This is a genomic window from Thiobaca trueperi, from assembly GCF_004342175.1.
GTDB classification, from domain to species: Bacteria; Pseudomonadota; Gammaproteobacteria; order Chromatiales; family Chromatiaceae; genus Thiobaca; species Thiobaca trueperi.
This window is the reverse complement of the sequence record NZ_SMAO01000005.1, coordinates 95,012-113,938: the sequence shown is the minus strand read 5'-3', so window position 1 is coordinate 113,938 and position 18,927 is coordinate 95,012. Positions and strand designations below refer to the sequence as shown.

Annotated in this window: 18 protein-coding genes and 1 CRISPR repeat array; of the genes, 5 read left to right on the top strand and 13 right to left on the bottom strand. The window is 63.2% G+C overall.

Annotated elements, in window-relative coordinates; all coding sequences use genetic code 11:
• Positions 1-158 precede the first annotated feature (158 nt).
• Positions 159-704 (bottom strand): hypothetical protein, encoded by a 546-nt coding sequence (locus EDC35_RS10910; RefSeq protein ID WP_132977292.1) that lies wholly within the window; start codon positions 702-704, stop codon positions 159-161.
• A gap of 30 nt (positions 705-734) precedes the next feature.
• Here EDC35_RS10910 and EDC35_RS10905 point away from each other — a divergent pair, with 30 nt between their 5' ends.
• On the top strand, positions 735-1,217 hold the full coding sequence (locus tag EDC35_RS10905; protein ID WP_207896183.1) for a L,D-transpeptidase: 483 nt from the start codon (positions 735-737) through the stop codon (positions 1,215-1,217).
• Positions 1,218-1,308: 91 nt separating this feature from the next.
• Here EDC35_RS10905 and EDC35_RS10900 read toward each other — a convergent pair whose 3' ends face one another.
• Positions 1,309-2,274: a DUF808 domain-containing protein gene (locus EDC35_RS10900; RefSeq protein WP_132977290.1), complete on the bottom strand. Its 966-nt coding sequence runs from the start codon at positions 2,272-2,274 to the stop codon at positions 1,309-1,311.
• Positions 2,275-2,403: 129 nt separating this feature from the next.
• Between EDC35_RS10900 and ubiT the strand changes: the two genes are divergently transcribed.
• Positions 2,404-2,868, top strand: a complete 465-nt coding sequence (gene ubiT / locus EDC35_RS10895; RefSeq protein WP_132977289.1) for a ubiquinone anaerobic biosynthesis accessory factor UbiT — start codon at positions 2,404-2,406, stop codon at positions 2,866-2,868.
• Between the two features lie 124 nt (positions 2,869-2,992).
• Here the strand turns inward: ubiT and EDC35_RS10890 are convergent, their stop codons facing one another.
• From EDC35_RS10890 to EDC35_RS10880, 3 genes are all read right to left on the bottom strand, one after another.
• Positions 2,993-3,754 carry an EF-hand domain-containing protein gene (locus EDC35_RS10890; protein ID WP_132977288.1) on the bottom strand — a complete coding sequence of 254 codons (762 nt, stop codon included), beginning with the start codon at positions 3,752-3,754 and terminating at the stop codon, positions 2,993-2,995.
• Positions 3,755-3,883: 129 nt separating this feature from the next.
• On the bottom strand, positions 3,884-5,020 hold the full coding sequence (locus tag EDC35_RS10885) for an ATP-binding protein (RefSeq protein ID WP_132977287.1): 1,137 nt from the start codon (positions 5,018-5,020) through the stop codon (positions 3,884-3,886).
• Positions 5,021-5,026: 6 nt separating this feature from the next.
• The gene (locus EDC35_RS10880) at positions 5,027-5,716 is read right to left on the bottom strand and encodes a response regulator transcription factor (RefSeq protein ID WP_132977286.1); all 690 of its coding nucleotides are present in this window, start codon (positions 5,714-5,716) and stop codon (positions 5,027-5,029) included.
• A 230-nt stretch (positions 5,717-5,946) separates the two neighbouring features.
• Here EDC35_RS10880 and EDC35_RS10875 point away from each other — a divergent pair, with 230 nt between their 5' ends.
• Positions 5,947-6,474, top strand: coding sequence for a TIGR00645 family protein (locus EDC35_RS10875; RefSeq protein ID WP_243651623.1), 528 nt, complete (start codon positions 5,947-5,949; stop codon positions 6,472-6,474).
• 54 nt (positions 6,475-6,528) lie between these two features.
• Here EDC35_RS10875 and EDC35_RS10870 read toward each other — a convergent pair whose 3' ends face one another.
• A complete protein-coding gene (locus EDC35_RS10870; protein WP_243651620.1) occupies positions 6,529-7,119 on the bottom strand; it encodes a TlpA family protein disulfide reductase in 591 nt (196 codons plus the stop codon).
• Between the two features lie 91 nt (positions 7,120-7,210).
• Here EDC35_RS10870 and EDC35_RS10865 point away from each other — a divergent pair, with 91 nt between their 5' ends.
• Positions 7,211-8,587 (top strand): YhjD/YihY/BrkB family envelope integrity protein, encoded by a 1,377-nt coding sequence (locus EDC35_RS10865; RefSeq protein ID WP_132977285.1) that lies wholly within the window; start codon positions 7,211-7,213, stop codon positions 8,585-8,587.
• A 42-nt stretch (positions 8,588-8,629) separates the two neighbouring features.
• Here EDC35_RS10865 and EDC35_RS10860 read toward each other — a convergent pair whose 3' ends face one another.
• Positions 8,630-9,112 carry an ATP-dependent zinc protease family protein gene (locus EDC35_RS10860; protein ID WP_132977284.1) on the bottom strand — a complete coding sequence of 161 codons (483 nt, stop codon included), beginning with the start codon at positions 9,110-9,112 and terminating at the stop codon, positions 8,630-8,632.
• A 104-nt stretch (positions 9,113-9,216) separates the two neighbouring features.
• Here EDC35_RS10860 and EDC35_RS10855 point away from each other — a divergent pair, with 104 nt between their 5' ends.
• Complete coding sequence (locus EDC35_RS10855) at positions 9,217-9,855, top strand: hypothetical protein (RefSeq protein ID WP_243651618.1); 639 nt, start codon at positions 9,217-9,219, stop codon at positions 9,853-9,855.
• A gap of 106 nt (positions 9,856-9,961) precedes the next feature.
• Here the strand turns inward: EDC35_RS10855 and EDC35_RS10850 are convergent, their stop codons facing one another.
• From EDC35_RS10850 to msrB, 6 genes are all read right to left on the bottom strand, one after another.
• Complete coding sequence (locus EDC35_RS10850) at positions 9,962-11,575, bottom strand: hypothetical protein (RefSeq protein ID WP_132977283.1); 1,614 nt, start codon at positions 11,573-11,575, stop codon at positions 9,962-9,964.
• Positions 11,576-12,028: 453 nt separating this feature from the next.
• Positions 12,029-12,496: direct repeats of the CRISPR family, unit length 37 nt; unit sequence CCTTCAACGAAGCCCACTCCGCAGAGTGGGATGAAAC.
• Between the two features lie 102 nt (positions 12,497-12,598).
• Positions 12,599-13,462 (bottom strand): type I-G CRISPR-associated protein, Cas3-extension family, encoded by an 864-nt coding sequence (locus EDC35_RS10845; RefSeq protein ID WP_132977282.1) that lies wholly within the window; start codon positions 13,460-13,462, stop codon positions 12,599-12,601.
• Positions 13,459-15,840, bottom strand: coding sequence for a type I-G CRISPR-associated helicase/endonuclease Cas3g (gene cas3g / locus EDC35_RS10840; protein ID WP_132977281.1), 2,382 nt, complete (start codon positions 15,838-15,840; stop codon positions 13,459-13,461). The genes EDC35_RS10845 and cas3g overlap by 4 nt, the downstream gene beginning before the upstream one ends.
• The gene (gene csb2 / locus EDC35_RS10835) at positions 15,827-17,110 is read right to left on the bottom strand and encodes a type I-G CRISPR-associated protein Csb2 (RefSeq protein WP_165903413.1); all 1,284 of its coding nucleotides are present in this window, start codon (positions 17,108-17,110) and stop codon (positions 15,827-15,829) included. The genes cas3g and csb2 overlap by 14 nt, the downstream gene beginning before the upstream one ends.
• The gene (cas7g, locus tag EDC35_RS10830) at positions 17,110-18,186 is read right to left on the bottom strand and encodes a type I-G CRISPR-associated RAMP protein Csb1/Cas7g (protein WP_132977279.1); all 1,077 of its coding nucleotides are present in this window, start codon (positions 18,184-18,186) and stop codon (positions 17,110-17,112) included. Before cas7g ends, csb2 begins: the two co-directional genes overlap by 1 nt.
• Before the next feature lie 278 nt (positions 18,187-18,464).
• Positions 18,465-18,896 (bottom strand): peptide-methionine (R)-S-oxide reductase MsrB, encoded by a 432-nt coding sequence (msrB, locus tag EDC35_RS10825; protein ID WP_132977278.1) that lies wholly within the window; start codon positions 18,894-18,896, stop codon positions 18,465-18,467.
• Between the last annotated feature and the right edge of the window lie 31 nt (positions 18,897-18,927).

The following is an 18,927-nucleotide window of genomic DNA, read 5'->3' as shown; positions in this document are numbered from 1 at the left end:
GGAGAGGTCAACAATCTCATGGGAACGCGGTTTAAAATTGCATAATATTGAATAGCTTAAACCTCGCCAGATCCAACCGTCGTCGATTCTGCCAAGACCGACCCAATCCCCACACATCAGATACCGCACCGGGTGCGGTTTAAAGAAACTGTCCGGCGTCACTTCACCGGCACATAATAGATCCAGGCATCCTGATCCACCTTGAGGTCGATGAGGCTGTTGTTGCGCACGTCCAGATGGACATGGATGGGTGTACCAGCCGGGACCAGAATGCCATAGCCCGGCGGAAAGGTGATGCTGGTGTTGGTGATGTTGGAACCCAGATAGGTGCTGCCTGACTGAGCGCCGTAGTCGAAGAGCCCTGGGCCGGCGTATTTCATGCGGAAGATGCAGCCCTGGGCATCGCCCCCGTTGCACTGATACATCTCAGGGCGGGTGCTCACTTCCAGGTCGGTATAGAGCCCGATGTCGGCCTGTTCGGCGACCAGCACGCCAAGGATGGCGATGGGCGTCTCAGGGATCCAGACGCCCGCCCGATCCTTGTGACAGATGGTGCCGCGATGACAGAGCCCGGTGGTGGACTTGATGACGGCGGTGTGCAGGGGCCGGATCTCGTCCGGCGTGGCGGCGATGGTGGCAATCGATCCGCCACACCAAACGAGAGCGGCGAGCACTGCCCGCCGTGCGATTGAATTCAACGTCATAGTCATTTGCCTGCGGTTTAGCATGAAATCATGACAAAACGTATCACGATCGACCTTGGTCGCCAATCGCTGACCATCTGGGAAGCCGATCAGCCACTGGCGGTCTATGCGGTCTCGACGGGCCGCAATGGCGTCGGCGAGCAATCCGGCAGCGGCTGCACCCCGCGCGGTCTGCATCGGGTGCGGCTGCGGATCGGCGCGGGTTGTCCGCCCGGTACGGTCTTTCGAGGGCGACGCCCAACCGGCGAGATCTACGATGCCGCACTGGCCGCCGCCCATCCCGAGCGCGACTGGATCCTCACCCGCATCCTCTGGCTCACCGGCTGCGAGCCGGGGTGCAATCGCGGCGGCGGCGTGGATACGCTGCGCCGTTATATCTATATCCACGGCTGCCCGGATACCGAACCGATGGGCGAACCCCGTTCGCATGGCTGTATCCGCATGCGCAACCGGGATCTGATCGAACTCTTCGACCAGACCCGGATCGGGATGCCGGTTGAGATTCGGGAATGAAGGTCGGGGTATTCGCACCTGCGATCAAAATCTTTTTCGACAGGATGAACAGGATTTTTTAAGCAACTGTTTTTCATCCTGTTAATCCTGTCTAAATCAAAGAGCCTCCCTGTCCCGCCGCCGCCATCCGCACCCGCTTGACCAGACTGACCAGACCCAGCACGACCGCCCCTGCCATCACGCCGACCAGCGCATCCAGGGTCATCGGGACGAGCGCGGACAGCGTGCCACCCAGCGCGGGGAGCACAGCGACCGCTTCGCTGGCATGGTGAATCCAGTCATGCAGCAGCGGGATGCCGTGCGTCAGGATACCGCCGCCGACCAGGAACATCGCAATCGTCCCGGCAACCGAGAGCGTTTTCATCAACAGTGGCGCCGCGCGCAGCAGGCCGCGTCCGATGGCGCGTTGCAGACGGACGAAGGCGTCCGCGCCCGGACGCTGGCTGAGATAGAGCCCGGCGTCATCCAGCTTGACGATCCCGGCAACCAGTCCATAGACGCCGATGCTCATGATGACGGCGATGCCGCTCAACACCAGGATCTGCGTGGTGAAGGCCGCGCTCTCGACCGTCCCCAGGGTGATGACGATGATCTCGGCGGAGAGGACGAAATCGGTGCGCACCGCACCTTTGATCTTGTCGCGCTCCAGGACCGCGAGATCGACTGCCGGATCCTCCAGCGCGGCGGTCAGTTCGGCGTGATGCGCATCCGCCCCGGCGTCGTGATGCAGCCATTTGTGGGCGATCTTTTCGACCCCCTCGAAGCAGAGATAGAGCCCGCCAATCATCAGCAAGGGCAGGATGGCCCAGGGCGCGAAGGCGCTGATCGTCAGGGCGGTCGGCACCAGGATCAGCTTGTTGCGCAGCGAGCCCTTGAAGACGGCCCAGACCACGGGCAGCTCGCGCTCGGCGCGGACCCCGCGCACCTGTTCGGCGTTGAGCGCCAGATCGTCGCCCAGCACGCTGGCGGTCTTGCGCGCCGCAATCTTGGTCAGGATGGAGACATCGTCAAGCACGGTGGCGATGTCGTCGATCAATGCAATCAGACTGGTGGCCATGATGAAGCGGTCATCCTGTGGGCAGATTCAAAAGGCGCATTTGACATCGCGCCATCCGCTTGTGTCGAGCGATGAGAGGGGGGAAAATTCGCGGTCATTTTCCGCACCGATCCCATCGAGACGACTCACATGTCCCTGCCACACTCTTTGCTGTCACCCCTGACCTTTCCACTGCGTCTGATGCCTACGGTCATGCACAGTCGCGCGCTGGCGACCCTGCTCAATCAGGTCATGAAAGAGGCGCTGGCGGAGGGTGAGCTGGACTTTCTGGAAGGACGCCGGATGGCGATCGAAATCGAGGATATCGGGGTGCGCTATCGGCTGGGACTGAGCGAGGGCCGTCTGCGCGGCTATAACGAAGACATCCCGGCGGATGCCAGCATCGCTGGCGGACTGCATGAGTTCATGCTGCTGGCGGCGCGCCGCGAGGATGCGGATACGCTCTTCTTCCAGCGCCGGCTGCGGATGTCAGGCGATACCGAGCTGGGTCTTTATCTGAAGAACTTTCTCGATGCCTTCGAGCCGCCCGCACGCTGGGCGCCCCTGGTGCGGGCGCTGGAACGGATGGCGGACCTGCGTTTTCCGGGTCGCTGATGCTCATGGATAGAGCAGTGAGCCGCCAGCAACCCGTCTCTGCACTGGTTTTCTGGCCGATGCTCAACTGCTCGCCATGTGGTTCATTGCCACGCCTGTCCGGCGGCTCGCGGCCCCTGCCCGGTCAGGCTGACAGCGACAGCAGCGAGGACGCGTTCTGAGCCTCTTGCGGCGCGCCATAGGTCTGCATCAACTGCATGATCGTCCGCATCACCAGGGCTTTGGTATCGTCGCTGCCTGCGGTCGCCACTGTCGTGTCGGATGTCGCCGTACTGCCGGTTGTTGAGGCGGTGGCATCCGACTCCTGGCCGGACTGCTCAATGGCCATGGCCTCCTTGAAATCGACGCGGCCATCACTGTTGGTGTCCGCCGTATCGAATTGACTCAACACGCTGGTCAGCAGCTCGGCGCGCGCGGTGTCGGCATCGCTCAGGGTTCCCGACTCCTGCAATTCGGCAAGCTGGCTCGTCAATTCCTCTTCCGTGAACCCTGTCTCTTCTTCCGCTGCGGGCGGCGGCGGTGGCGGCATGCCGCCCGGCCCACCCGGCCCACCCATGGCTCCCATGCCCTGCAGGAAACCAAGCGTATCGGACAGGGTCTGCATACTCTCCGACATCTCGGTCGAGGTGAGCTTGCCATCACCGTCGCTATCGAGCGTCGTGAAAATCTCATCGACACTGGCAGTATCGGAATCCCCGTCCGTGGACAGTTGATCGAACGCGGCCTGGAGATCCGCCGCTTCGATATAGCCCTTGTTTTCAGTGTCAATATTGGCAAACAGCGTCTCAACCATCTCCGTGGGGTCGGAGCGTTGCATGCGCCCTCCGCCAGTCATCCCGTACATCATCGACGACCCGGCGCCGATACCGCTGATCGCATTACTCATGGCAAGTTCCTCGCACAGTGAAGGACCAACATCGACCGCACGCCTGAGCGGCCTTCGGACTCTGTGAAAATTATCGGCCCATTGCGACGGCACCGGTGGCCTGCCAAGGTAAAGCTGGGTAAAAATCGGTTAAGAAATCCTGCACAGTGGCAGACGGATCTCCACGCAGAGCCCACCCCGCTCGGGCAGCAGGGCGCGGATCGTCCCCTGATGCGCCTGAATCGCGCGCTGCGCGATGGCGAGTCCCAACCCGAAGCCGTCAGCCATCATCCCCTGATGACCTCGATGAAAAGGCTGAAAAATCGCCTCCAATTCGTCTGCCGGCACGCCTGGGCCATGATCGCGGACCCTGACGCACAATTCGCCGGAGCCGACCTGCTCCAGTGTGATGTCCACCACGGAACCGGGATGGGTATATTTCACGGCATTGCGCAGGACGTTCTCGAAGGCTCGATGCAACTGCTCGGCCCGACCCATGACGAGAAACTCACCGCTCCCCCGAAAAACCAGATCCCGTCCAGTGGACCGCGCCTCGAAGCAGGCATCCTCGGCAATGCCGGCAATCAATTCCACCAGATCAAGCCGGATCCTGGGTGTCTCATCGCGCCCGGCGGCCTCCAGTCGCGCCAGGGTGAGCAGCTCATCCACCAGGGTCGCCAGACGCGCCGACTCCCGCTCGATGCGGTCAAAGGTGATCTCGATCCGCGCCGGATCCTGGCGCGCCAGTCCGATTGCGGCCTGGAGACGGGCCAGAGGCGAGCGTAATTCGTGCGAAACGTCGTAGAGCAATTGGCGCTGCGACTCGACCAATCGCTGCAACTCGCGCGCCATCCGATCGAAGTGGCGACCCAGATCGGCAATCTCGTCGCGCCGACGGCCCATGCGCGACTGGATCCGTGTTTCCAGCCTGCCTTCCGCCACGGCACCCAGCGCCCATTGCAGACTGCGCACCGGTTTCGCGAAATACCAGGCCAACAAGCCGCTGGCAGCCAGACAGCCGAGCAGGATGGCGATCATGGGCAGATAGGGTGGTGGTGGCCCACGGTGAGGCGGCGGTCCAAAGCCTGACGCCTCTGGCGGTGGTCCATGTGGCGGCTCCGGTCGCCGCACCGGAAAGGCCGGAGGCGCCTCCATCGACCAGGTGTCCGGCATGGGCGGCGGCTGCCGGGGCTCGACGAGCCAGGCGACCGCCAGAAAGAGGGCGATACCGGCAAGCAACTGCGCCAGCAGGAAGGCCAGAAAGAATTTCCAGAACAGACGCCCCATGCCGGACTATTCCCTGATCAGTTGATAGCCCATGCTACGGACACTCTGGATCCAGGAGCGACCATCCGACAGCAGGCCGAGCTTATGGCGAATACTGCTGAGATGCACGTCGATACTGCGGTCATAGCGCGCCAGCGGACGCCCCAATCCCTGCACCGACAGGGTTTCCTTGCTGACGATATGGCCGGCGTGGCGGGCCAGCACCTCCAGCAGATTGAATTCGGTACTGGTGAGTTCGAGCGGACGATCCTGCCAGTGTGCACGGCGTCTTTCCGGCCACAGGGTCAGGGGTCCGGCGCGCAGCGTCTCCAGCCCTTCTTCAGGCGTGCCGGTCTGGGCGGCGCGCCGCAGGATCGCCCGCAACCGCGCGACGAGCTCACGGGGCGTACAGGGTTTGGGCACATAGTCGTCGGCCCCCAGCTCAAGCCCCACGACGCAGTCCAGATCGTCGCCCCGCCCGGTCAGCATGAGCACGGGGATCTGACTCGTCTCACGGATGCGGCGCAGCACCTCGATCCCGTTCACGAGCGGCAGCATCACATCCAGCACCACAATGGCATAGCCGCCATCCAGCGCGCGCCGGACGCCGGTCTCGCCATCGTGGACCGCATCGACCTGAAAACCCTCGCCCTCCAGATATTCCTTCAGCAGCGCGCTCAGGCCAATGTCGTCGTCGATCAGCAGAACCCTAGACATCGTGAACCAGGGCGAAAGCGCCCGGACGATCGATTGGCATGGATGTTTTCCACCCGAACATTTGAACCTTCGGGATGATGTGCCAATCCATACCGAGGGCGCAACGGTCGGGCCGACAACCCGACTTGACGCGACGGCCTGAGGTCTCGACACTTGCGCCCCTCATCGCTCAATCCGCGCCGCCATCCGCTGGCGCGAAATCCCGTTCAGACCACATCAGGAGACCTTGCGTGCTGGAGCGCATCATCGAACGTTTACTCTATGCCAGTCGCTGGCTGCTGGCGCCCATTTATCTCGGGCTGTCGCTGACCCTGATCGCGGTCGCGATCAAATTCTTTCAGGAGGCCTACCATCTGCTCGGCCATATCTTCGGGATGGCCGAGTCGAGCGTGGTCCTGACGACTCTGGCGCTGATCGATCTGTCGCTGGTCGCCAGTCTGGTGGTGATGGTGATGTTCTCGGGCTATGAGAACTTCGTCTCCCGCATCGACTTGCGCGAAGAAGACGAGAAACTGGACTGGCTGGGCAAGCTGGACGCCGGCACGCTCAAGCTCAAGGTCGCGGCCTCCATCGTCGCCATCTCGTCGATCCATCTGCTACAGGCCTTCGTCAATATCCCGCAGATCCCGAACGACAAGCTGATGTGGTATGTCATCATCCATCTGACGTTCGTTTTCTCCGCACTGCTGATGGGCGTGCTCGACCGGATGTCGTTCGCCTCCCATCGCAACCACGGCGACAAACCACAGGAACATTGAGCGAGGACGGCCCCTTCAAGGGGCCGTCTTGCCTGCGCAGCCCGCGTCCTCCCGTCAATCCCCTGCCGCCGAGCGCACAGCGGATGGCGACCTGAGCGCACGCACCTGATCCAGCAGCACAGGATCGTCCCATTCCTGTTCGCCGATGACGCTGTAGACCAGCCGTCCCTCGGGGTCGATGATGAAGGTGGTCGGCAGACCGAACATGGGATAACGCGGGGCAATCTGGGTTTCCAGATCCATCGGCAGGGGAAAATTCACCGGCGTCTCGACCAGGAAATCGGCGATCGATGCGGCATCGTCACCGACATTGATCGCGATGACCGCAACCTCGCCGGCCAGGATGTCATGGGCACGCTGCATCGACGGCATCTCGGCGCGACAGGGCGGACACCAGGTGGCCCAGAAATTCAGAATCACCGGCCTGCCGCGATCATCCGCCAGCCGATAGATCCGACCATCCGGTCCAGGCAGGCTGAAGTCAGGCGCCAGTGGACGCTCTGGGACAGGCGTCAGGACTGACTCATCCGCAGCGGCGGCGTGCGTGCCAGCCGACAGACCGAACCAGAGCATGAGCAGCAAGCGCGTAAACAGACGCGGCCTGTGCATCAGGCGCATGAGGTTGACGCAGGTTGGAAAAATCATCTGGCGGGTCACTCCGGGTGTGGATGGCAATAAAAATCCGGTCAGGTATCCGGTATATGATGCCCGATCCGGTCATTGACAGGCGCGCCCGATGCAGTCAGATCAATCACTCTCCGCACGTCTCGACGCCCTGCTGTGGGGTCGTCCGCTTGATGCCCTGCCGCGCTGGCAGTCCCGCTTCGTCTGGCTGGGGCGGCTCGTCTACGCCCTGCTGCGCGATCTGGCCCAGGGCAATCTGTCACTGCATGCCACGAGTCTGGTCTATACCACCCTGCTGTCGCTGGTCCCGCTGCTGGCGGTCAGCTTTTCGGTGCTCAAGGGCTTTGGCGTCCACAATCAGGTGGAACCGCTCCTCCTGAACGCGCTGGAGCCGCTTGGCGAGCCGGGTGTGGAGATCGTCACCCGGATCATCGGCTTCGTCGATAACATGCAGGTCGGCGTGCTGGGTTCGGTGGGACTCGCCACCCTGATCTTCACCGTGGTGTCATTGATCCAGAAGGTCGAACAGGTCTTCAACGACACCTGGCGGGTCACCGCGCCGCGCCCCTTCGCGCAGCGCGCCAGCCAGTATCTGAGCGTACTGCTGATCGGGCCGGTCCTCTTTTTCTCGACAGTTGGGCTGTCCACCTCATTCAGCCGCTACATCGATGCGCAGACCCTGCTTGCGCCCGAGTCCATCGGCTTCCTCACCGAGATGGCGGGCCAGCTCGGGCCGTTTCTGATGATCTCGCTGACCTTCGCCTTTTGCTATCTGTTCATCCCCAACACCCGGGTGCAGTGGCGCTCGGCGCTGATCGGCGCGCTGGTGGCGGGTCTGCTCTGGGAGGTGGCGGGCGGGATGTTTTCGGCCTTCATGACCGGCTCCACCCGTTTCATGGCGATCTATTCCAGTCTGGCGATCCTGATGCTGTTCATGATCTGGATCCATATCGGCTGGTCGATCCTGCTGATCGGCGCAAGCATCGCCTTCTATCATCAGCACCCGGAATATCTGAGCACCCGCGCCAGCGATCTGTCGCTCAGCAACCGGCTGCGCGAGCGTCTGACGCTGACGGTCGCCGGGCGGATCGCCAGTCGCTATGACACCGGCAAACCGGCCTGGAACAGTCGGGATCTGGCCCGAACGCTGGGCGTTCCCGGCGCCAATGTGCAGCACATTCTGAACCTGCTGGAGCGAACGGGTTTCCTGCTCCGCATCGCGCAACCCGATCCAGGCGAAGATCCGCGCTATGTCCCGGCGCGTGCGCCCGAAACGATTCTGATCGGGGATCTGCTGGCCGCCACACGCCATTTCGGGGAAGACGCCAGCGGCTGTCGCGAGCACAGGCCTGACAGCGAGGTCGAGCGGATCGAGCGGGACATTGAGAGGGCGATGACGGAGACGCTGAACGGACTGACGCTGCGTGATCTCGCCAGATCGATGGCGCCGGCAGCGACGGCAGGCCAACCCGGTGCGGTCAGACCCTGAACTGGCAGCGCGCCGGATGTCAGTCCGCCATGTGAAGCCGGTTCAGGCCGGAACGGCATAACGATCCCCTGGCCGCCTCGCCCGGCCCGTCACAAAGGAGCATGCCGGATCCACCTGCGCCCGCCCGGCCAGCGCGGTCCGGCCCAGCAGCATGCGAAAACGCATGGTCTCGCGGTTGGTCAGGGTCAGCTCGATCGGCCATTCGCGACTGGCCAGCACCAGCCGGGTCAGAATGATGTAACGCTCCTCGCGATGACCGCCGGAATCCGTCACCTGACGCTGATCGATGATCGGCGCTTCGCCCCGAATGACCACATCGGCGCGATTCTGTAACGGATGCACGCCAAAACGCGCATGGAGCACGCCCTGGCGATGAAAGGTCTCGACATAAAAGGCATGCAGGGTCGAGGTGCGGGCGCCGGTATCGACCTTGGCCTTGATGAGCACGAGCCCCAGATCCGGCAGCGACACCCATTCGCGCCAGCCCAGCAGCAGCGGCTCCAGTCTCGCTTCCGCATCGCTCATACCAGATCCCCGCATCCGGTCAGCCGAGAGAAGCATCGACGCCGCCCCACCGACTGCCTAGAATCGTCGCCATCGCCCGACCGCCAACCAATCCGGAGATCCGCATGCCCACGCGCAGGCTGGCACATTCGCTGCCGTTCACACTCTTGCTCCTCGCTCAACCCCTGGCTGCCGAAGTCGGCACCGCCAAGATTCTCGCCCCCTGGGAGGCCAACGGGCAACTGTTCCAGGTCGCCGTGGACAAACTCCAGTTCATCGGCACCTTTGAGGGCATCATGTATATCGAGCATGGCGAGGGTCTGCTTGACGCCGCGCTCTTCACCTGCCCTTCGACCCAGATCATCCATGTCCTGAGCAATCAGCTCGAAGGTCATGGCTACTGCACCATCGAAAGTCCCACGGGCGATTATGTCTATGCCGAGTTCAACTGTAACGGCGAGCCCGGATCCTGCAAAGGCAAATTCACGCTCACCGGCGGCACCGGCAAACTGACCGGCATCACCGGCGAGAGCGACATGATCGTGCGCACCGCACTCAGCGGGACGAGCATGAATCAGGAGAATGGCGGCACCGTCTCCGCCGCCAAGGGACTGGCGATCTGGCCGGAGATGCGCTTCGATGTCCCCGGCAAGAGCGCCCAATCCGGGATGCTGGGCACCGGACCGAACGGGCCGGACGGCGGCGCGGAGCAAAAGACCCCGAACGACGCACTGCCACCCGGCGATGCCACGCAGTCCCGTTAAACAGCGTTCGGTGCGATAAGCGATGTTGCCTCCGCCCGGCTGAAGCTGGGCGGAGGCATCGGGGGCCACCCGAACCGGATGGCTGGCGCGTCAGTTGGCGCCGCTTTCAGTTGCTGGCGAATGCCGTCCAGCCATCGAGCCAGGTGTTGCGGCTTCCAGGACGGATGGCGCCGACATAATTCGCCGACTCGTCCCAGAATTCGCCCTGAATGATGGGGGCATGAATCTTCATCAAGGATTCAGTGTAGACCGGCACAAAATCAGGTTTGGTGAGATCGTGGACGTCGCCTGAGAGCACCTGATCGGGGATGAAAGCCGATCCGGATTCCCTGCTCAGGAAAAACTTTTCTTCGTCGAAACCGCCATCGTCGTCCTCCTCCCCGGACTCCTGCTCGAAGACCCGGCCACTGACGGCTTCTGTAAAGACCAGCGCACGGGCTTGCAGCGCGCCCGTTCTGGTTTGTGCCACGGTTGCCTCGTCGCGCACATCAATCGCGTCGAGCGAGAAACCGGCGATCAGCAGATTGCGCAGATCCGCACCCGTACCAAGCCTCAGGACCATGCCGCGCTGTGCCTTCATGGGATCGCCGCCGCCAACCAGGGTCACGTTGGAGAGACTGGGTGCCGAACGGGGCGTTGCGTTGGGATCCTTCTTCTGATTGTCCGCCTCGATGCAACTGTCGCCCGCCTGGTCATCCTGCTGGATCACGATGAACTGACCGGAGCCGGTCCAGCCGCGATCCCAGTCCAGACCGTCGTCACCGGCACGGGTAATGACGATATGGCTCAGGTTCGCGCTGCCGCCGAAGAATTCGATGCCATCGTCAAGTCCCATGTGGATCTGAACGAAACGCAGGATGGTCCCGTCGCCACAGCCGCCGAGGGTAAGACCGTTCAGCTCGTTGTCCTTGGAGATTTCGTTGCCGGCAAATTCAATGCGGACATAGGTGAGGACACCGCAACTGTCGGTGTCGTTGGTGCCGCCGTAAGCGCCGCGCGGGTCGGCACGGTCGATCCCTTCTATATAACCGACCGAGGTATTGACCGGGGCATTGCCCAGCAGCACCACGCCGCCCCAGTCGCCACGGGCGCGCTGACCCACGGGTTTGGCGCTGGTAAAGATGATCGGCTGCTCGACGGTGCCGCGCGCATTGAGACGCGCATCCCGGGTGACGATCAGCGCCGATCCCGGTTCGCCGAGGATACGGGTTCCAGGCTCGATCGACAGGGTGGCATTGCCTTCCACAAACACCAGTCCGTTCAGGCGGTAGGTGCTGCCCGCACGCCACACCGTATCCTGCAGGATGCTCCCCTGCACTTCGATGTTCGTGATCTGCCGCGTCAGCCGGGGATCGGTCGCGAAGAAATAGCCGCCGACCAGTAAGACCATGACCAGGAGCGCAAAGCTCACCGTGGTCAACCCGGACAGACGCCGCGATGTCTCCCGCCGATGCAGGTTCCCCGGCGGGATCTGGCCCGATGCCCGATTGTCGCCTGCGGATCCAGCCGGATGTGACCCTGACGGATCGGCGGCGGACGGCGCTTCAACCAGATGTTCGATGGACAGAACCTCCTTCGCCAGGGCGCGAATCTCCTCGACCTGGGACTGGAGCGCCTGTTCGATGATCTCGGCGCGATAGGTCTTATCGGTGCGAAGCGCGTTGAAATGGATGTATTGGATCCCCGGCGTGCTTCCTGCGGGCGCTTTTTCGATCTCCATCTTCAGGCGCCACAGGAGGGACATCTGTTGGGCGCGCGAATTCTGAAGGTTGGTGGCTGTCATACCGTTTCACTGTGTGACGGCAGAGAGAGGGTTGGACCTGCAACCGGACTCTCAGTGCGGAAAAGGATCTGTCATCCTGCCGTCTCACACGGGATGAGCGGGTCAGGCAGACCAGGATTGAGGGCAGAGCGCAGACCAGGATTCGTCGCGGCTAAACCGCACCCAGCCAAGGGCCGTGGATCCGCCAAACATCGAATTCACTCGACACTCGGCCTCTCGCTCTGAACGCGGCTTAATGTAGGGAAAAAGTCTTGCTGAGACATGAACGTCTGATGACGATTTTGCGTCTCGCGGTGGATTGCAGGGTCGTGCCTGTTCGTTCAGTGCAAGCCCGTTCCGAAGAGTGGGATGAAACCATCTGCTTGATGGCCTGAGCGCCCCGGCAGTGTCTCTTCAACGAAGCCCACTCCGCAGAGTGGGATGAAACACCGCGCATGGCGTAAAGATCAAGGTCGCCGACAACCTTCAACGAAGCCCACTCCGCAGAGTGGGATGAAACGCCGTCGCAGCCGACGGGGCTGCGCGATTCGGTTCCTTCAACGAAGCCCACTCCGCAGAGTGGGATGAAACGGTCCAGGACTTGCCCTTGATCGACAGCTTGGGCCTTCAACGAAGCCCACTCCGCAGAGTGGGATGAAACGCCGCCGACGCCGCAGCGGCGGCCATCAACGCAGCAGCCTTCAACGAAGCCCACTCCGCAGAGTGGGATGAAACGTGATGAGCTGGCGGTGTGGCAAACCATCACGCTCCCTTCAACGAAGCCCACTCCGCAGAGTGGGATGAAACAATCTTTGATTTATCGAGTGAAAGCTGTTTAGTCTCCTTCAACGAAGCCCACTCCGCAGAGTGGGATGAAACCGCCCATCCATAGCGATCTGATTCGATAGCCAAAATCCATCTCGTTGCGCGAACCCGCGCAAACCGGATACCAGCTTTGATCGATGGCCGCGATGATCGACCTCAAGCATTTGACTTAAAAGATTTTTTTGTTCGCGCGAATCCCCCGGACTTTTCGCGGTCACTTGCGGTTCGCGCGGACAGTGGGACAGACCATCCCAACACCACCCCGTAGTCGCTGCTTCTGATCCGTGCCGAGCGCCAGCGCGTCAGACCGAGGGCCGCCGTTTCCCGTTCGTCCAGCGCCGCTGCGCCCAGGATCAAGGCGCGCAGACCCTCTGCGCCGAGCCAGTTGGTGCAGGTGGGATACGTCCAGTGCTGACGGGTCATGCCGAGCGTCTGGCCGTTGACCATCGGCCAGAACGGCAGCGATTCCCAGGCGAGCCAATAGGCGCCCAAGACCCCGAACTTCGTCGCCGAGGTGACGGCCTTGTCGGACGCGCTGGCATCGATGCGCGCCGCAGCATCCCAGCCCCATGCCTGCAAGCCCTGGTCCTGGTAACGCCAGGGACCGGTCAGCGCCTCGTCGATCTTCTCGTGGATCGGTTTCCGGGCGAGGGCGTCCATGATCGCCCGCGCATTGGCAATCAACTGATGTCGTCCGCCCAGCAGACGCAGACCGCTCGGACGCAGGCCGTCAGCCGTCTCGGCGGCATAAGCGACCAGCCACTCGGTCGGCATCCGCTCCGCCAACGCCCGATAGCCTGCCGCCCCGTCAATCTGTCTGGGATCATCGATCAGATTCAGTTCAGGGGCCGCGAGCCGTTCGGGCAGACGCGCGGCCAGCGCCGCGACGATGTCGCCATCCCAGGCCAGTTCGGGGTGCGGGCCGTCCCAGCGCAGTGTCGCGCCCGGCAGGAGTCGCAGGGCGCCATAGGCAGCCATGACCGCCACCGGGTTGTTGGGTCGCAATGCGGTGAGTTTCATGCCTGTTCCGCCTCGCTCACGCTCCAGTCCGCCAGTCGCACCAGGGTTTCCAGATACGCCAGTCCCCAGGCGCCATAGAGCCCCTGAAGCGCTTTGCAGGACTCCGCCCAACCGCTCAACTGCTGCCACAGGGCGGGATCCGGCGCGACGGGGAGCAGGGGGCGTCCATGACCGTGATGTGCGCCGACCAGATAACGCACGAGCGGATCTTTCTGGAGCACCGCTGAGGCCATCTCGTGTCGCCAGCCATGCGGCAGCGCGATCCAGCGGGTATCGCCTCCCGGCCCTTTCGCCAGCAGTTGGCTGCCATCACCCCCCACCATGACCTGCCAGCGCGGATCCTGTTTGCCCGTGTCATGTCCCGCACCGGCGCGACGAACGGCGCTGACCAGTTCCGCATCGAGCCCGCTACCGCGCGCGAACCATTCGGCGCGTTCGGCGACGGCCTGCTGATGCCTGGCGAGCGGCACCGTGCGGCAGGCGCTCTGGCTGGTCCACTCGGTGGCGCGCATGACCACGCATCCATCGGGGCCGTTGCCGTAGATCGCAACGCGCCCTGGGTCGCCGCTCAGTACCCCGGTGCGGTGCGCCAGATTGCGCCAGTCCAGATCCGTGGTGTCTTCGCTGTCGAACAGCGCCCGGATCTCCGTCGCGAGATCGGGATACAGGGCCGGATGGAGTCGGACCCGTCGCTCGGTGTCGCCGAGATCGCTGACCGGCTCGCGGGAGGCCGGATTCCAACCGTAGCGGTCGCAGCCGCCGATGGTGGTCGGCAGAACCAGGGTATCGCCGGGGCGGACGGCTTCGGTGCTGATTTCCTGCGTATCTTCTCCGTCCCAGCGGATAAAGACGTGCGCAACGTCCGCGTCACGCCCAGACTGGCCGGCCCCTTCCAGATCGGCGATGTCTGCGCTCCAGCGGCGCACGGCATGATGCGGGACGGCAAGCAATTCCTGCCGCACGGGTGGTGCGGCCTTGACCGATCCCTCACTCCAGTCCGCCCGCCAGCACAGATAGACATCCGGCGCACCGGACTCCCAGCCATGCAGCCAGGGCGCGATCCGGATGCCGTGATGCACGGATGTCTGCGACAGCAGGTCGAGATGTGCGGGCAACAGCGCCGGGGTTTCCGGCTCGGCCTCCGGTGGCGGCGGCGCGTTCGCGATGAGCTGCTGCATGGCCTGGATGCCGAAATCGACCGCTTTGGGATGGCCCGTCGCCACGGCATTGAGCCAGATCCAGGCCTGCTCGATGTCCTCGCCATAGACCGGATCGGTTTTGGTCTCAGCAGGCATGTAGAGGATCGTCAGCGACGCGCTGGTGAGTTCACCCAGACGGTTCAGGCGACCGACCCGCTGGCGCAGGGCGGAGAGCGGCGCGCATTCCGTGACCATCGCGTCAAAATCCAGATCGGCTCCGACCTCAATCGTCTGGGTCGCGACCACGAACAAGGGATCGCGTCCGCCTCGGGTGTGAACGGCCATGCGCGGGAGATACTCGGCAGTGAGTGCGGCCTTGTCGGCAGGGCGTATCCGTCCGGTCAGCAGCACGGCGTCTCCTGCGGCTTGCAGATGCGCGAAGACGGCACGGGCGTGGGCCACCCGATTGCAGACCACGCCAATGACAGCCGCCCCTTCCTCGCGCTGTTTGAGCGCTTCGGCGGCGAGCGCCTGTGGCAGATCCGCGCCCTTTTTCAATTTGATCAGACGTGCCGGCTTGCTGGATCGCAGCCGCCGCGACAGGAGCGGATGCGCCCAGTCGGCGTCGTCCAGCCCGTGCAGGTTGTCGCCGTCCCAGGTCGCGGACATCGGCAGGACGCGCCAGGGCAGCGGCAGCGCGCCGCCCCGCTGTCTGGCAACACTGCTCAGGGTCTGCAAAAAGGGGCGCGCAAGGTGCACTTCATCCACCACAAACAGGGCGTCGTTGCCCAGCAGCGCGGCATGGATGGGGGCAACCCTGGGGCTGATGCCATAGCCGCTGAACAGCAGTCTGGAGCCTGCCTGATCCACCGTCGAAACGATGATGGCGGGCCGCAGCGGATCAGCGAGCCAGTCTGCCTCGATGGCGATCCCGCCGCGCATCGTCACCACGACAGGCTGCTCGTGTGCGGGCAGGGTCGCGGTCAGTGCGCTGGCATAGGCCGTGACGCCGTCCACCACCAGGCGCCGGTCGATGACATAGACCAAGCGCCGGGGAACGGCAACGCCCTGCAAGCGCGCCCACAACCACACGTCGATGATGGCGGTCTTGCCGCTGCTGGTCGGTGGGGTCAGGGCGTCCGGCCAGTCGTTTCTGGCGATACGCTCGGCGAGACGGACCTGCCAGGGAAAGGGTGAATAACCATGACGATCCGCATACCAGGCATCAAATGGCTGCATCGTCGCCTTCCAGAGGACGCATCAGTCCCATGCCGAAATGTCTGTCTTTGCCGAGCAGGACCGGCCCCGCGACGGGTTGCGCGAAGTTCAGCACGACATGGGTCCACCGCCCGCTACTGCGCGGTCGGAACTCGTGCGCGAGTGGAACCCCCTTGAAAGGCGATGATTGACTCAGCTCGATGGCGACTGGCCGGGGATAGCCCGCCATTTCGGCGGAATCGGCCATCGCGCTTTCAAGGGATTGAAGACGCTTGGGGTGGCGGTCAAACACAACGGGCGTGACCGAGGCCCAGGCACGCGAGGAGCGAGACCAGGTGCGCAGCCAAAGCCCCTTTGGTGTCGGCTGATGCGCCGGCTGCATGCCGATACGGATGTGGCGATCACCGAGCTTGAGATGATCGACCTGCATCAAGGGCAGCGCGCAGGCCGTGCGCGCCGCATCGTCGATCCCGCCCGGCAGCCACAGGCCCAATCCGAGGACATGCCCCCGTGCATAGGGATGGCCCACATCGGGGAGAATCGCCCAGGCCGCATGCTCGCCCGCATGACCGTGGAGCAAGGGCGAAGCGCCATCGCCTGCCCGACTGAGGACAGCGGCGCGCAAGCTCGTGGCGAGTTGTGCCGCGCGGCGAATGTCGATCATCTGATCGGGACGGAGCGCCAATAACTCGCCCCAGGGTGAGCGTGGAATGTCCTCGCGCATGTCGGTGTAGCCAAGCATGCTCGCGACCGCTGCGCGCCGACCAGCCGCAAAGGCTGAGTCCAATTCCGCCAGACGACCCGGTTGCGGCACCCTGAGAAGCCGGTCTCCGGCTGCGGAGTGGACCAGATGATGCGGCAACGGCGGCACTTCTGTGACGAGGGTGAGGTCAACGGGTGTTTTGGCACGTCCCAGGTAGGTGACAGAGTCGGCGATCCGCGAGATCGGCGCATGCAGCTCATCCGGGATGTGGGGCCAGACCACATAGACGGGGTCATGAATGCCGACGATCATGGGGTCGAACTTGCCGACCCGCGTCTGGGGTGCCTTGTAGGCCGCCGGCACATAAACCGTCGCCGGCAGGACGGCACGGGTGTGGCCGAAGATCAGTTCAGGACAGATCCCCTCCAGTTCTCTCAGCGGCGATGGATTGAGACCGGCCCCATAAGCCGCCGCCACGAGCGCCTGAAAGATCCGATCCGGATGAGGCGGCCATTCTGGATCGCTGGGCGCCGTCGGGTCTGCGGCATGGTAAATGCCGTTCAAAAAATCGATGCGCAGCACCAGCATCAGTGACTCCGCGCGACCAGTTGCTCCAGATTGGGGCCGGCGGTGAAGAGCACCGGCTCGGCGAGGTTGATCCTGGCAAGCGCCTGCTGCAAGGCGTTCAGCGCCTCCTGCGCCGTGACCTTGATGGATTCGCTGCATCCAGTGCGGCGAATCGTCCAGGCCACGTCATCCGCCACCAGTTCGCAGTCGCGACGCAGATCCAATCCATCCTCGATTACCGCCGCGATCCCGTAGACACCCATGAGCGCGAGCGCCGTGCGCGCGTCGATGTCCTGCTCTGCGGTGCCGCCGAAGCGATAACGACGCAGACGGCTCAGACTCAAGGCCCCGGCGAGTTTGATGTCCTCGACCAGAACCCCCTTCGGACTGATGGTCGGGGCAATGTTGCCGTGATTGATCTCCGATGGGCGCTCCGCCCCCGCTGGCGGTTTTTCACCTTCAGGAACCAGTTGGTAGGAATCGCCCTCGCGGATGACGCGCCCCGCATCCAGCGTGATGCCGAGCGGATCAAGGCGCCCTCCAGCGCGGCCAATCGGCATGGCGTTGATACCAAAGATTTCGATGCTCGCCACTGCGGGCCATTTCCGTTCGTGACCTTTGTTGTCGCCCATTCCGGTGGAGTCCCAGCCACCCAGGAGGAGCATCGCCGGGTCATACCGGAGCAGAGCTAACGCATCCGCTGGCGACGCCTTGATGATCGCCTGACCGATCTCGGTCTTGCGAAAGGGCACCCCATCGAGCAGGCAATCGCGCAGAATGGCATCGAAGGCGCGATGCGGCATCTGCATGGTCGAAAGCGTCTGTCCAGCAACGGCGACGCGCAACGGATCCAGATTCAATTTCGCCCGCACCAGTTGATCTTCGATGCGATTCGCGAAGGAGGCGGGGCTGTCGAGACTGACCCAGGCCGCGATGCCCTGCCTGTCCGGGGCGGTCATGTTGTGTTTGTGCGGGGCGTCGGCGTAGGTCGGCGGCAGAACGTGCCGCGTCCCATCCAGTGCCGAGAGGGTTGCATTCACACTGATGCCAGCCGCATCAACGACCGCCTGCCGGATCGTGGCATACAGATTCGTCATCTCCTTTGTCTCCTGTTGGGTCAGGTTCCGACCTTATAAACCGCGCCCGGTGCGGTATGTGATGTTTGGGGATTGGGGCGGCCTTGGCAGCATCGACGACCGTTAGAGCTGGCGCGGTTTAAGATATTAAAAAATATAAAATTTTAAACCGCGTCTCCACTGATGTCGATGACATCTCCAAAGCTAAACACAAAATGAAAATTACGCATATCGCGCTGGACGCGGTTTAGCAAATTGAGGTCGATTCCGCGCTGGAGGGAGGACACGACACTCCCGGCTTAAAGCGGTGTCCGTTCCGGTTCGGGCGCTCCAGACCCGCCGGGCTCAAACGCCAGCGACACCGAGTTGATGCAGTAACGCAGACCGGTCGGGCGTGGACCGTCGGGGAAGACATGCCCCAGATGGGCGCCGCACGCCCTGCACACTACTTCGGTGCGCTGCATGCCGTGACTGGCGTCTTCGTGCGTCGCCAGCGCATCGGGTGCGATCGGCTGCCAGAAGCTCGGCCAGCCCGAACCCGAATCGTATTTCTCGTCCGAGCGGAACAGCGGCTCGCCGCAACAGCCGCAACGGTAAACGCCCTGCTCCTTGAAGGCGTAATACTGGCCGGTAAAGGCCGGTTCGGTGCCTTTCTGGCGGCACACACGATATTGCTCCGGGGTGAGTTCCGCCTGCCACTCGGCATCTGTCTTGTCAATCTTGCTGCACATCTCGACCTCGCTGATGATGTCGTCTGACCGC